Genomic DNA, 13637 nt, shown 5'->3' with positions numbered 1-13637 from the left:
TGTGGAGCGCCAGACGCCCGGCTAGCCGATCAGGCTCGGCTGCAGGTCTCTGAGCGTGCGCCGGTGCGTCATCCGGGTGACGCCGATCGCCGCGAGCAGGAGTGCGCCGAGGAGCCAGATGCCCAGCACGGCGAGGTCGCCGCCCGCTCTTGCGAGGTTCCCGCCGTACATGAGCTGGCGCATCGCGTCGACGACGTACCCCATCGGGAGCACATGGTGGAGGGCGGCGAGCGGCCCTGGCAGCGTCTGCCACGGGAAGGTGCCGCCCGCCGTCACGAGCTGCAGCACCATGAGCACGAGGCCGAGGAACTGCCCGACCGAGCCCAGCCAGACGTTCAGGGCGAGGATGATCGCTGCGAACGTGGCCGAGGCGAGCACGAGGACGCCGAGCGTGCCGAGCGGGTTGTCGAACCGGAAGCCGAGCGTGATCGCGAGCACACCCATCAGCCCGACCATCTGCAGAGCGCCGAGGGATGCCGGGGTCAGCCACCCGGCGAGTGTAATCCGGATCGGTGAGTGCAGGGCGGTGACCGCCCGCCGCGAGATCGGCTTCACGATGAGGAACAGCGCGTAGATGCCGATCCAGGCGGCCAGTGCGGCGAAGAAGGGGGCGAGCCCTGCGCCGTAGTCCTCGGCGGAGGTGACCTTGTCGCTGGACACTTTCACGGGGTCGGCGATCGTGTCGGCCTGGGCCGTGCGCAGCTCCGGTGTGGATGCCGGGATCTGCGCGACGCCGTCGGACAGACCGTCGCGCAGCTGCACGATCCCCTCCTGCAGCGTGCCGAGGCCGTCGTGCAGTGCGGTGGCGCCCTGCGATGCCGTGGAGGTTCTGGAGGCGACCGTGTCGGCGCCTGTCGCGAGCGTCTGCGCGCCGGAGGCGACGGATGCAGCGCCTGCCGCGAGAGAGTCTACGTCGCCGACGGCATCCTGGACCTTCGCATTGCCCTCGTTCACCAGGTCGCCGAGCGGATCGAGCTTGGCGAGCACCTCGTCGACCTCCGCCGGAGTGAGCCCCTTGTCGAGCAGGGTCTGCTCGATGTCCGCGGTGATCGAGGGGAGGGCGTCGACCGCATCCTGCACGGCGGCGCCGGCCGTGTCGGCGATGCTCGCGAGCTTCGCGTTGCCCGCGCTGACCTGTGCTGCGCCGTCTGCGAGGGTGTGCGCACCGTCGGCGAGGTCGCGGGTGCCGTCCTGCAACCGGATGAGGCCGTCGGCGAGGTCGTCGCTTCCCGAAAGGGCGGATGCTGCGCCATCGGTGAGCTGCGCCGCACCGTCGGTCGCATCGACGAGGCTGTCGCGGATGTCGCTGAGCGCCGTGAGCAGGCGCCCTGCCGCCTCGCTGCCGACCATCTCGGCGACCGAGCTGCGGATCTTCTCCACCGCCTGCGTACCCATCGACGAGGCGAGGTAGTTGTTGGCGTCGTTCGTCTCGAGGGCGATCGTCGCCTGGTGAGGGTCGTCGCCGGACGCCGAGGTGAGCGCGGCGGAGAAGTCCGCGGGGATCGTCACCGTGAAATCGACCGTGCCGTCCTCGAGCGCCTGGCTCGCCTCTGCGGCCGACATCTCCTGCCAGTCGAAGGCGCCGCCCTCGAGGAGGTTGTCGGCGACGTCGGCTCCGTAGTGCGCGTCGTCGGTGCCGGCATCCTCCACGACGAGCGCCACCGGAACCTCGGAGAACTTGCCGTAGGGGTCCTGGTTCGCCCAGAGGTACAGGCCGCCGTAGAGGATCGGCACGCACATCAGCGCGATGAGGGCGACGATGCCCATCCGGCTCGCGGTGAGACGGCGCAACTCCGCCGCGATCATGGCCGGGACCTTCATCGCTCCTCCTCCCCGCTCGCTGAGCGTTCCTTCCCGCTCGCTGAGCTTGTCGAAGCGTGCGGGAGTGAGGGCGCTTCGACAGGCTCAGCGAGCTTAGTGAGAGTGGGCTCAGCGAGCTCGGCGTCGGCGAGGCGCAGCGGCTCGACCGGGCCGGAGGCGTTGACCGCCCCGAGCTCGGCCATCCGCTCCAGCGCCACCGCCGCCGATCCGCCGACGATCACGAGCATCGCGTAGCCGCGATCGGCGAACTCGCCCGCGATCCGCCACCAGCCGTCAGGGCTCCCGCCATGCCGGTCGGGGGCGACGAGCACGATGCCGTCCGTGCCCTCGCGCAGCACGGCCAACTCGCAGAGGATACGCACGCGTGCGGCGGGGTCGATGCTGCCGATCGGCGTGGAGGCGATCTCGCCGAAGCCGAGGGCATCCAGCCAGCGCCGCGCGTGCAGGGGCGTCGCACGCCGCCCGGCGAACATGAGCTCCTCGCCCACCACGCCCGCGAGGGCGATGTCGGCGTGCGGGTCGCTGACGTCCGGCGCATCGACGAGCGCGACCCGGCGGCGCAGCGTCCCGGCATTCCGCGCGCCGTCGATCGTGACGGTCCCGGATGCCGGACGCATCCGCCCGCTCGCGATGAGGCCGAGCACGGTCGGGCGCTGCTCCGTCTCGGCGATGGCGTACCGCACGGCGCCGGTGTGGAACTCCAGGCTCGTCGCCGGCAGGGCGTCGCCCTTGGCGACCTCGTGCAGGGCGATCCTCATCGTGCCTGCTCCACGATGTCCGGATGGTCGGAGAGCAGGTCGTCGGCTTCGCGCCAGGAGAGGCCGGCGATGCTGAGCAGCGTGCGCACGGCGAGGCCGGCCGCGCCGGCGCTGCCCGCATCGGTGCGGGAGACGACCGTGCGGGCGACCTCTTCGATGAGGCGGGCGAGCGTGCCGGCGGGCATGTCAGCGCGGAAGCCGCCGTCCTCCTGCCCCCGTCGGGCGAGCTCGACGAGAGAGCGTCGCAGCGGGGCGAGGGCGTCGGCGGTATCGGCGACGTGGGCCTCGTCGAGAGCGATCGCGGCCGCCGCCTGCACGTGCGCGGCCTCCTGCCAGAGGAGGGCCGCGAGCCGTGCGAGGGCGACCCGCGCATCGGCATCCATCACGGAGAGGGCGATCTCGTTGAAGCGCTGCGCCCCAGTGCGGATGAGCTCGCGGATGAGGGCGTCGCGGTCGTCGAAGTGGCCGTAGAGGGTGCGGCGGGAGAGGCCTGCGCTGCGGGCGATGGCGTCGACGGAGGCGAAGGGATCGTTCGCGAGCGTCGCGCGTGCCGCCGAGAGGATGCCTGCTCGGTTCTCGAGGGCATCGCGGCGGGGAGAGCGGGTGGTCATGTCGTCCAGAGTAGTAACTTGCACATACGTGTGCAAGTTATCGGCTCGGGTGGCGAATACCCCGCTGTAGCGTGTGGTGCCTGAACACAGAACGGGGGCCGACACGCCATCGGACGGACGGCATCGGCCGTTCCGTCCGACATCTGGCGTGTCGGCCCCCGAAGTGAGGCGGGTTGTTGGTCAGTCGGTGCCGGCGTCGAAGGCTGCGCCCTCGGACGCGGCGTCCACCGCGTCGGCCAGCGCCTCTTCCGTCTCGGCGAGCGTCGTCCCCTCGACGGCATCCGTGATCTCGGATGCCTCACCCGCGGTCACCCGGCCGACGAGCTCGCCCGTCGCGCCGCCGACGAGGCCGAGGCCCGCGTACTGCTCGAGGCGGGCGCGCGAGTCGGCGATGTCGAGATTGCGCATGGTGAGCTGGCCGATCCGGTCGACCGGGCCGAACGCCGCGTCGCCGACACGCTCCATCGAGAGCTTCTCGGGGCCGTAGGAGAGGTTGGGGGAGACGGTGTCGAGGATGGTCCAGTCGTCGCCGCGGCGGAGACGGATCGTGACCGAGCCCGAGATCGTGAGGCCCACCCAGCGCTGGATCGACTCGCGGAGCATCAGCGACTGCGGCTCGAGCCAGCGACCCTCGTACATGAGGCGGCCGAGGCGGCGGCCCTGCTCGTGGTAGGTCGCGAGGGTGTCCTCGTTGAGGATGCCGTTGACGAGTCGCTCGTAGGCGATGAACAGCAGGGCCATGCCCGGGGCCTCGTAGATGCCGCGGGACTTCGCCTCGATGATGCGGTTCTCGATCTGGTCGCTCATGCCGAGGCCGTGGCGTCCGCCGATCGTGTTGGCCTCCATGACCAGGGCCACCGGGTCGGCGTATTCGACGCCGTTGATCGCGACGGGGCGGCCGGCGTCGAAGGTGACCGTGATGTCCTCGGTCTCGATCGCGACGGAGGGGTCCCAGTACTTCACGCCCATGATCGGGTCGACCGTCTCGAGCGAGACGTTCAGGTGCTCGAGAGTCTTGGCCTCGTGGGTGGCGCCCCAGATGTTCGCATCGGTGGAGTAGGCCTTCTCGGCCGAGTCGCGGTAGGGGAAGTCGTGGGCGACGAGCCAGTCGCTCATCTCCTTGCGCCCGCCGAGCTCGGTGACGAAGTCGGCATCCAGCCACGGCTTGTAGATCCGAAGGCGCGGGTTGGCGAGCAGGCCGTAGCGGTAGAACCGCTCGATGTCGTTGCCCTTGTAGGTGGAGCCATCGCCCCAGATGTCGACGCCGTCCTCCTTCATGGCGCGCACGAGCATGGTGCCGGTGACGGCGCGGCCGAGGGGGGTGGTGTTGAAGTAGGTCTTGCCGCCGGAGCGGATGTGGAAGGCGCCGCACGACAGGGCGACGAAGCCCTCCTCGACGAGGGCGCGCTTGGCGTCGATGAGGCGCGAGGCCTCGGCGCCGTACTCCAGGGCGCGGCCGGGGATCGAGGCGATGTCGTCCTCGTCGTACTGCCCGAGGTCGCCGGTGTAGGTGAACGGGATCGCTCCCTTGTCGCGCATCCAGGCGACGGCGACGGAGGTGTCGAGACCCCCGGAGAACGCGATGCCGACGCGCTCGCCGACGGGGAGGGACTGCAGGACCTTGGACATGCTTCCCAGTCTATCGGCGCGCGGCGTGTCGCCTTGTGCGCGGCTTCGGCGGCCGGCGAGGGATGCTCGGCACCGTGATGCGGGATCGAAAACGCACCCGCGCGGACCCTCCGCGGGGCGTTTTCGATCCCGCGACAGAGGCGAGCACCGAGACACCCCTCCGCCCCGCCATCTGGCGGTGGCGAGGGGAAGGATCGGGCCTGGCTGGCGGGTTACGCTCGGCAGTGGTGCGCGGGATGCTGGCCGAAAGACCGCGGACAAAGGAGTTCCCGATGGCAGAGACACTCGCACGACCCCCGTTCGACGCCGAGCTGGAGGCGGCCCTCACGCTCATGGGCGACGCATTCCCCTCGACGTTGACGCCCGAGATGATCCCCCTCATGCGCGGTGCGCAGGTGATCCCCGGGCCCACCCCGCAGGAAGTCCTGGCCGAGCGAGGCTTCACACACCGCGACGTCGTCATCCCCGGGCACGACGGGGACGACATCGTCGTGACGATCGTCGAGAAGCAAGGGCGCACGGGCACCGGGCCCGGCTTCTTCCACACTCACGGCGGGGGCATGATCATCGGCAACCGTTGGCTCGGAGTCGAGGGTTTCCTCGGCTGGGCGGAGAAGTACAACGGCGTCGTCGTCACCGTCGAGTACCGACTGGCGCCGGAGTTCCCCGACCCGTACCCGGTCGAAGACTGCTATGCGGCGCTCGTGTGGACAGCCGACCACGCCGACGAGCTCGGCATCGACCTCAGCCGGTTGCTCATCGGCGGGGCGAGCGCGGGCGGCGGACTCGCCGCAGGCACAGCGCTGCTCGCCCGTGATCGCAGGGGGCCGGCGCTCATCGGCCAGCTGCTCATCTATCCGATGCTCGACGACCGGGACGAGAGCATCTCGACGCAGCAGATCGACGGCATCGGGGTGTGGGACCGCGGATCGAACATCACGGGGTGGTCAGCGCTGCTGGGTGAGCGGCGTGGCACGGACGACGTATCCATCTATGCGGCCCCCGCGCGGGCGACGGATCTCTCCGGTCTGCCGCCCGCCTACATCGATGCCGGAAGCGCCGAGGTCTTCCGCGATGAGGACGTCGCCTATGCGACCAAGCTGTGGGCTGCGGGGGTCCAGGCGGAGCTGCACGTCTTCGCCGGCGGGTTCCACGGCTTCGACAACTTCGCACCGCAGGCCGCGGTCTCGCAGGCCATGTTCGCGTCCCGCGACAACTGGGTGAATCGGCTTCTCGGAGCCTGAGCGACGATGCCCGGCATCTGGTTCGGATGCCGGGCATCGCCGTAGGCTGGATTCCCGCGCAAGGGAGCCCGACATGCAAGACCTCCTCGGTCGGTTGACCGCCCTCGATCCGGACGCCAGCGAGACGCTGAAGGTCGTCTCGTACTTCGACGCGCTCGTCGCGCGCTCGGTCGGTGCGGAGAGCATGCTGCGTGGCGCGGCGCTCCTCAGTGGCGCGACGGTCGGCCATCGCGACGGCCGCAGCGTCGTGCGAGTGCGTGCCGACGGCATCCGTATCGACCCCGCCGACGTGCGTGGAGCCTGGCCGCACCGCGAGAGCGGGCCGGATGCGGTGGCATGGATCGAGCGCGAGGGCCCTGCGCACACTAACGACGCCATGATCCTGGAGCGGCTCTGCCTCGCGCTCGGCATCCTGCGTGCACGGAGGTCGGTGGGCCAGGAGAGCGCCGTCGAGCTCGCGATCAGCGCGTACGCATCCGACGATGAGCGCGTCGGCGCGCTCGCTCGCCTCCGCCTGGGCGCGGCCGCGATGCGCGTGATCGCGTCGCCTCCCGATCCGGCCCCGCTCGCCGAACACCCTTCCGCGGTCGTCGCGACCAGGCACGGTCTGACGCGCGCGACGATCGTGGATGCGTCGACCGACCCCGTCTCCGTCTGGGCGGTACCGGTGGCGCGCCTCGGCGTCGGATCGTCCGGTCGCGACCTCGCGGCGTCGTGGGCGGCGGCGCTCGTCGCCGTGCGGCTCACGACACCCGACGAACCGGTGATCCTCGCCGACGACCTCGGTGCGTTCCTCCTCGTCGCCGAGGCCGCGGACGGGTCGCCGTTGCACCCCGATGCTGCTGTCCTCGCCGAGTTGGATCCGCGCAGTCTCGCTCTGCTGGACGCCATCGCGGAGACCCAGAGCGTCCGTGCCGCGGCAGCCCGGCTCGGGCGGCATCATTCCAGCATCCAGGACCGCGTCGCATCCCTCACCGAGGAGCTCGGGTACGACCCGCGGTCGTCGCGCGGGCACACCCGTTACGCGCTCGCCCGCATGCTCCTCCGCCTCGCGGCAGGCTGAGCCCCTGCGCGGGCTGGGCACCGTGATGCGGGATCGAGAAGGCCCCTGCGCCACCCTGCCGGGGTACTTATCTCATCTCGCAGCGACGAGGTCGCGGCCGAGGAGTACGCGACGGGCTCAGTACCCCGGGTACTCCTCGAGCTTCTGCTCGAACTCCTCGCGGTCTTCCTCGCTGAGCAGCTGCGGGGCGATGAAGAGGATCTGCAGGCCCTCGAGCGGTTCGCCGGTGCGGTCGGCCTGCGCCTGCCGCGACCTCAGGAACTCCCCGGTCTCGTCGTGCGAGGTGTCGTCGATGGTCGCGTAGAAGCGGCGAGGGCCGGGGTAGTCGTCGCTGTAGTACTCCCAGGAGTCCTGCGTGCGCGGATCGGAGCTGCCGTACAGCTTCTCGATCATGCCGGCATCCAGGCCAGAGGAGGTGTCGTTCAGCGAGACGATCCCCCACATGCCGTAGTCGGCGATGACGTCGTCGATCACCGCCATCACCTCGAGCTTCCGGTCGTAGTCCTGGATGGGCTCGTTCGTTCCCCACACCTGTGAGGTGTACTGCACGAGCATCGATTCGCCGCCGTACCCGTTGCGCTCCGGCCGGAGATCCTCATCGCCCGCAGGCGACCAGGTGTACCCGAACTCGGAGCTGAGGCGCGCCTTGATGGCCTCCAGTGCCTCCTCGGACGTGGCGCGGACCTCCTCCAGCGATGGCTGCGAGAGCACGGTCGAGTTCGAGACGTCCTTGATGCCGGGGTAGGCCTCGGCGTGCTTCTGCTCCTCGGTCTTCGCTCCGTCGTAGTTGCCGGATGCCGAAGTCTGCAGCGCGCCCATCGCACCGACGGTCGCGACGTTGAGCACGAGGGCGATCGAGAGGGCGATGGCTCCGAGCACGCGTCCGCGCGGGGTGACGAGTGCGGCGATGATGACGGCGACGACGAGCAGCTGAACGGCGATCATGGTGACGCCGTAGATCGCGTCCGTGGCCCCGGCGAGGAAGGTGCCGAGCAGGATCACGGCGAAGAGGATGCCGGAGACGAGGGCGATCCAGCCGAGGGCGTTCGCGGGCTGACGCTCCTCGGCGGCGTGCGCGACAGTACCGGGCGTGGCCACGGGCGGGTGGATGTCCTGCGCGCGCCGCGCGCCGCGATAGCCGCCGGGCGGCGGGACGGGAGGCGCCCCCTCGGCGTTCGTGACGTAGCGGGCGCGCTGCTTCTCGTGATCTACCATGGCCGGTCCGTCCCCGAGCCTGAGCCGTCGTCGCCCTGCTGCTGCTCCTCGCGCTCCTGCTGGCCCTGATTCAGCCGGTCCTCGAGATCCTGCAGCTTGTCGTCGCTGGGCTGGGGCTGCTCTTCCGGCTGCTCGGGCTGGGGCTGCTCCTGTTCGCCGCCTTGCTGCTGCTTCTGCTGCAGCCGGTCCTCCAGCTCGTCGAGCGTCTCGCTCATGTCGCGCTCCGGGTCGGGGGACTGCTCCTGCGCCTCTTCCGAATCGCACTCCTCGGGGGTCTCCACGGTGATCGTGAGCGCCTCGCCGTAGAATTCAGCCGCGCCCGCGCCGTCGCCCTCTGCCCTGGCGGCATCGCCGAGCTGTTCCGTCACCAGGGCGAGGTTCACCCTGACCGGGCAGACGTCGAGCCCGGTGGCGAGGTCGAGGGCTTCCTCGAACTTCGCCCGCGCGTCGTCGAGCTGCAGGGAGGCGCCGAGGCCGACGCCCACGTTGTACGGCGCCTTGTACGGCTCGAAGAGGTTCAAGAACTCCTGGCCCTGACCGGCGCGGATGGTGCCGGCGTAGTCGTCGACGACGTACGCGGTGATCGACTGGTGGGCGAAGGCGTACATGCTGAGCAGCTTGCCGGTGAACAGAAGCGCGGCGAGCGTGAGCGGCAGCGTTCCGATGGCGATCCATTTGCGGATGCTTCGGCGCCGGCGGTTCGCGGCGATGAGCGCGGCTGCGGCGTCGGTCATGGCCGTCCCCTTTCCTGCGTCGATCTCCCCGAGCTCGCTGAGCCCACCCCCGAGCTCGCTGAGCTTGTCGAAGCGCGTTCCCCCTTCGGCGCCGACAGCCCGCGCAGCCGCGCGACGCGTGCGGTGGCGATGGCGAGCTCGATCGCCAGCAGCAGGGCGATCACCGCCGCGGCGATCCAGTACAGCTCGACGACGTTGCCGACCTCGCCCGACTCCGAGTAGTTGCTCGTCGTCGCCGGCGCCTCAGGCAGCTCGACGGCAGCATCCGCCGCCCTGTGCTGGTAGGTGACCCCGAGCTCATCGGCGATCGCCTGCAGGTTGTCCTCGTCGATCACCGACAGTGCGTCAGCGCCCTCGTACTGGATGTACTCCCCGCCCTCGTCGCCGATCGTGGTGGTGCGCATCGGACCGCCCTCCGCGGTGCCGTAGCCGAGCACGCCGCCGCCGTCGACGTACTCCGCAGAGGCCGAGAAAGACTCCGGCTCACTCGACACGGTCTGCTCGCCGTCGCCGAGGTAGAAGACCATCCGTGCGCGATCGGGTGAGGTCTCGGCGGCGTTCTGCAGCGTCTCCTCGACCATCGCGTTGGCGATGCCGATGGAGCTGCCGCGCGACTGGGCGGTGACCTCGGGGCGCATGACCTCGAGCGAGGAGATCAGCGCGGTGGTGTCGGTGGTGAGCGGCAGGCGCAGTTCTGCGGCGGCGTCGAAGGAGATGAGCGCGTAGCGTGCGCCGGGGTACTCGTCGACGATGGCTTGGACGTCTTGGCGGATGCCGGTGAGCCGGGTCTCGTCGTCGTCCCAGTCCTCGGCGACGATGCTGGCGGTGGTGTCGACGACGAGCACGATGTCGGTGTCGGTCGCGAGGGTCTGCGTGGAGCCGCCGGGGATCCCTGGCCGCAGCAGCAGAACGGCGCAGGCGAGGACGAGGACGAGACGCATGCCCCACAGCATCCGATCCGTGGTCGCCTGGCCCTTGCGGATCAGGGCCAGCACCGCCACGACGGCGACGGGCGCGCAGATGAGGATGACGAGCAGCGGATGCAGGACGGGTTGGAAGATCACAGTCGAACCCTCCACAGCAGCACGACGAGCCCGAGCAGCGCGACCATGAGTACGGCGATGGCGAGGTTCGGCTGGTCGGTGCGCACGATCTGCGCCTGGCCGCGCAGTTCGGTCGCCTCCTCTTCCTGCACCTGGGTGATGATGTCGGACACGGTGGTCGTCTCACGGAGGCCGTATGCCTCACCGCCGGTGGCGCGGGCGGCGTCGACGAGCTCCTGGCTCACCTCGGCGTTCTTGCCCTGCACCGGGTTCAGGGCGAAGACGCGGATTCCTCGGGCGGCGGAGTAGGCGGCGGCTTCCTCGATGGTGACGATCGAGGATCCGTTCACCTCGTTGTCGGTGGCGAGGATGATCGAGCGGCTGCGTTCGTCGTCGACGTGGTCGAAACGCATGGCGCAGGAGGCCAGACCGTCGCCGATGAGCGATGCCCCGGAACCGTTGAGGGTGCCGACCCAGTGCTCGGGGATGTCTTCGAGGTAGTCGAAGCTCTCGCGGATGCTCTGCAGGTGCTCCCTGATGAAGTCGTAGTCGTCGGTGAGGGGGAAGATCTGCACCGGAGAGCTGTTGAAGATGGTCAGCCCGATGCGTTCGCCCTCGAAGCCGTCCAGCAGCTCGTCGAAGACGGTGAGCACTTCGACGTCGACGTCGCTCATGGAGCCGGAGACGTCGAGGCAGAGCATGATGTCGCGGCTGGTGTTCACCGGCTGGATGGTCTGCGCGGTCTGGGGGCGGGCGGCGACGACGCCGGCGACGAGCACGGTGACGGCGGACAGGGCCAGGATGCCGGACAGCGCGAAGGCCCTCCGCCGCACCGCCTGGCGGAAGGAGGGCAGTGAGCGAAGGCGTTCGGCGCGCGCGACCGGAGCGGTATCGGGGTGCTGGCCGCGCCTGGCGTGACGCAGACCGAGGAGGAGGCCGACGCCGACCGCGATCAGCGCGGCGATGGCGGCTGCGGCGAGCATCCACCACTGGGCTAGTTCCATGTCGTCACCACCTTCCGGGCGGCGGCGATGCCTGCGATGGGATCGATCGCTGGCCCGCGACGGAAGACGCTGGGGTAGTAGTGCCGGTGGAGGGCGTCGATGAGGGCGGGGTGCACGCCGAGCGCGACGAGGTCGTCGAGGGCGAGCACCGGGGCTTCGATCCCGCTGTACTCGTTGACGAAGGCGCGCACGGTGCGGCTCAGTTCGAGATTCGCCCGCCGAGGGTCCATGCGTCTTGCGGCATATTCGGTCTCGATGTGCGCGATGCGGGCGAGGTACTCCTCCCGGAGTACGGCGAGGACGTCGGCGGAAGGGATCGGCGCGTGCGATGCGGATGCGGCGTCGATGAGGCGGCGCGGGCGGGTGAGCGCGATCACGAGCCACGCGGCGAGCACGAGAAGGGCGAGGATGCCGAGGGCGAGCAGCATCCACCCCCAGCCGTACTGGGCGGGAGGGTAGAGCTCATCAGAACCGGACATTGGCCCTCCGGTTCAGCATGCGAAGCAGTGCGTTCACGGCGTCGTCCTGGGTGTCGAGGTCGGCGCGGCTGATCTCGAGGGCGTCGAGCAGTTCGTCGCGGCGCGCGGTGTCGGCGGCGGTCTGGGCGAGGAGTTCCCGGACGATCTCGGGGTCGCCCTGCACGAAGCCGGGGACGAGCCATCGGCTGTACACGTCGGCGCGGTCGTGGGGGGTGGTGTGGTCGAGCACGGGGTCGGCGTCGCGGAGCGCGATCCAGAGCACGTCGTGCTGCACGCGCAGGCGGCGCAGCACGGCCTCGGTCTCGTCGGTGAGGGGGGCGTCGTCGGTGATGACGACGAGGATCATGCGTCGGGAGATCGTGCGGGCGACGTATCGGAGCAGCCCGTCGCGGTCGCTGGGGGACGTGCTGGTGTCGACGGCGCGGTCGACGGTGCGGAGGGCATGCTCGAGAGCGCCTTCGCTGCGGGCGGGGGCGAGGCGCCGGATGCCCGATGCATCGCCGTGCACGACGGTGAAGTCGTCGCCGTGGCGGAGGGAGAGGATGCCGAGAGCGCCGGCGGCGAGGATGGCGAGCTCTTTCTTGGGGCGTTCGTCGTGGGCGAGGGCCGTCATGCCGCGGCCGGTGTCGACGACGAACATGATGGTGTGCATGCGGGTGGCGCGGTGGCGCTTGACCAGCGGGGTGCCTTGCTTCGCGGTGGCGCGCCAGTCGATGTCGCGGATCTGGTCGCCGTACTCGTAGGCGCGCAGGTCTTCGAAGTCGTGGCTGCGCCCGCGCATGAGCGAGGCGTATGCGCCGTCGAGAGCGTGCATCGACTTGCGCGACGAGTGGATGAAGAGCTTCGCCCGCACCCTGGTGATCAGGCTGGACATGGGAGTTACGGCGTCGGCACCGCGGCGAAGATCTGATCGATGATGTCCTCGCTGCGCACGCCCTCGGCATCCGCCTCGAACGTCAGCAGCACGCGGTGGCGCAGCACCAGGTGGCGGAGGGTGCGGATGTCCTCCGGCACGACATGCGTACGTCCCATGAGCAGCGCGAGCGCCCGTGACGCCTGGAGGAAGGCGATGGATGCTCGAGGGCTGGCGCCGTACTTGATGAGCCGAGCCCGCTCCTCACCGATGTAGGGCGCAGGGTTCCGCGTGACGTAGGCGAGCTGCACGATGTAGTTGCGGATCGAGGCATCCACGTAGACGCGGCTCGCGACGTCCTGCAGCATCTCGATGTCGGCGAGCGTCACGGCGCTGGAGACATGACGGTCGGGGGAGAGCACCCCGGAATCGATCCGGTTGAGAATCTCGAACTCCTCGGCGGGGCTCGGGTACTCGACGATCTCCTTCAACAGGAACCGGTCCATCTGCGCCTCGGGCAGCTCGTACGTGCCCTCCTGCTCGATGGGGTTCTGGGTGGCGATCACGAGGAACGGCTCCGGAAGGTGGTGCACCTCGCCGCCGATGGTCGTCTGATGCTCCTGCATCGCCTCGAGCATGGCCGACTGCGTCTTCGCGCTCGACCGGTTGATCTCGTCGAGCAGCACGAAGTTGGCGTGCACCGGCCCGAGCACCGTGCGGAACGACCCGGTCGCGGCGTCGTAGATCTGATTGCCCGTGATGTCGCTGGGCAGGAGATCCGGCGTGCACTGGATGCGCTTGAACTGCGCCTTCACCGTGTCGGCGAGCGTGCTCGCGGCGGTGGTCTTCGCGAGACCGGGCACGGACTCCAGCAGGATGTGCCCGCCGGCGATCAGCGCGATGAGCAGACTCAACCGCAGCCGCTCCTGGCCGACCATCTTCGCCGAGTAGGCGTCGGAGATCACCTTCAGCACCTCGGTGGCGCGCGCGAGCTCGGCATCCGATGTCTGACCGGCCGCGGCCGGAGCGGCGGGCTGCTGCGGTGCTGCAGCCGCGGCGGCACGCGGCGACTGCGTGGGAAGCGGCGGCGGGGGAGGCGCGGACGCGCCGCCGGCATCCGCGGGGTAGGGCTGGTTCATCGTCGTCTCCTCATCGCGCGCGGGAGACATCGCCGTGCCGTCCC

13 protein-coding genes are annotated in these 13637 nt (G+C 70.0%); 2 read left to right on the top strand and 11 right to left on the bottom strand.

Going from position 1 to position 13637, the window contains the following annotated elements; genetic code table 11:
- Nucleotides 1-21: 21 nt before the first annotated feature.
- The 4 genes from ACWGJP_RS05330 to argG form a co-directional block, all read right to left on the bottom strand.
- Nucleotides 22-1821 carry a YhgE/Pip family protein gene (locus ACWGJP_RS05330; protein ID WP_452328716.1) on the bottom strand — a complete coding sequence of 600 codons (1800 nt, stop codon included), beginning with the start codon at nt 1819-1821 and terminating at the stop codon, nt 22-24.
- Nucleotides 1818-2579, bottom strand: coding sequence for a hypothetical protein (locus ACWGJP_RS05325; RefSeq protein WP_452328715.1), 762 nt, complete (start codon nt 2577-2579; stop codon nt 1818-1820). The genes ACWGJP_RS05330 and ACWGJP_RS05325 overlap by 4 nt, the downstream gene beginning before the upstream one ends.
- Nucleotides 2576-3190, bottom strand: a complete 615-nt coding sequence (locus tag ACWGJP_RS05320) for a TetR/AcrR family transcriptional regulator (protein WP_452328714.1) — start codon at nt 3188-3190, stop codon at nt 2576-2578. The genes ACWGJP_RS05325 and ACWGJP_RS05320 overlap by 4 nt, the downstream gene beginning before the upstream one ends.
- 180 nt (nt 3191-3370) lie before the next feature.
- Nucleotides 3371-4819 carry an argininosuccinate synthase gene (gene argG / locus ACWGJP_RS05315; protein ID WP_452328713.1) on the bottom strand — a complete coding sequence of 483 codons (1449 nt, stop codon included), beginning with the start codon at nt 4817-4819 and terminating at the stop codon, nt 3371-3373.
- A 272-nt stretch (nt 4820-5091) separates the two neighbouring features.
- On the opposite strand from argG, the gene ACWGJP_RS05310 reads away from it, so the two are divergent.
- On the top strand, nt 5092-6063 hold the full coding sequence (locus tag ACWGJP_RS05310; protein WP_452328712.1) for an alpha/beta hydrolase: 972 nt from the start codon (nt 5092-5094) through the stop codon (nt 6061-6063).
- A gap of 73 nt (nt 6064-6136) precedes the next feature.
- Nucleotides 6137-7126, top strand: coding sequence for a helix-turn-helix domain-containing protein (locus ACWGJP_RS05305; protein WP_452328711.1), 990 nt, complete (start codon nt 6137-6139; stop codon nt 7124-7126).
- A gap of 117 nt (nt 7127-7243) precedes the next feature.
- On the opposite strand, the gene ACWGJP_RS05300 is transcribed toward ACWGJP_RS05305, so the two are convergent.
- Genes ACWGJP_RS05300 through ACWGJP_RS05270 form a run of 7 tightly spaced genes read right to left on the bottom strand, consistent with a single transcriptional unit; the run spans nt 7244 to nt 13593 of the window.
- Nucleotides 7244-8341, bottom strand: coding sequence for a hypothetical protein (locus tag ACWGJP_RS05300; RefSeq protein WP_452328710.1), 1098 nt, complete (start codon nt 8339-8341; stop codon nt 7244-7246).
- Entirely contained in the window at nt 8335-9075 is a 741-nt protein-coding gene (locus tag ACWGJP_RS05295; protein WP_452328709.1) for a hypothetical protein, read from the bottom strand. The genes ACWGJP_RS05300 and ACWGJP_RS05295 overlap by 7 nt, the downstream gene beginning before the upstream one ends.
- Nucleotides 9072-10139 (bottom strand): vWA domain-containing protein, encoded by a 1068-nt coding sequence (locus ACWGJP_RS05290; RefSeq protein ID WP_452328708.1) that lies wholly within the window; start codon nt 10137-10139, stop codon nt 9072-9074. The genes ACWGJP_RS05295 and ACWGJP_RS05290 overlap by 4 nt, the downstream gene beginning before the upstream one ends.
- A complete protein-coding gene (locus ACWGJP_RS05285) occupies nt 10136-11122 on the bottom strand; it encodes a VWA domain-containing protein (protein WP_452328707.1) in 987 nt (328 codons plus the stop codon). Before ACWGJP_RS05285 ends, ACWGJP_RS05290 begins: the two co-directional genes overlap by 4 nt.
- Nucleotides 11113-11601 carry a hypothetical protein gene (locus tag ACWGJP_RS05280; protein WP_452328706.1) on the bottom strand — a complete coding sequence of 163 codons (489 nt, stop codon included), beginning with the start codon at nt 11599-11601 and terminating at the stop codon, nt 11113-11115. The genes ACWGJP_RS05285 and ACWGJP_RS05280 overlap by 10 nt, the downstream gene beginning before the upstream one ends.
- Nucleotides 11588-12475: a DUF58 domain-containing protein gene (locus ACWGJP_RS05275; protein ID WP_452328705.1), complete on the bottom strand. Its 888-nt coding sequence runs from the start codon at nt 12473-12475 to the stop codon at nt 11588-11590. The genes ACWGJP_RS05280 and ACWGJP_RS05275 overlap by 14 nt, the downstream gene beginning before the upstream one ends.
- A 5-nt stretch (nt 12476-12480) precedes the next feature.
- Nucleotides 12481-13593, bottom strand: a complete 1113-nt coding sequence (locus tag ACWGJP_RS05270) for an AAA family ATPase (RefSeq protein WP_452328704.1) — start codon at nt 13591-13593, stop codon at nt 12481-12483.
- Nucleotides 13594-13637: the final 44 nt, after the last annotated feature.

This window comes from Microbacterium sp. NPDC055903 (genome assembly GCF_053615555.1).
This window is presented reverse-complemented; position numbering and strand designations above follow the sequence as displayed.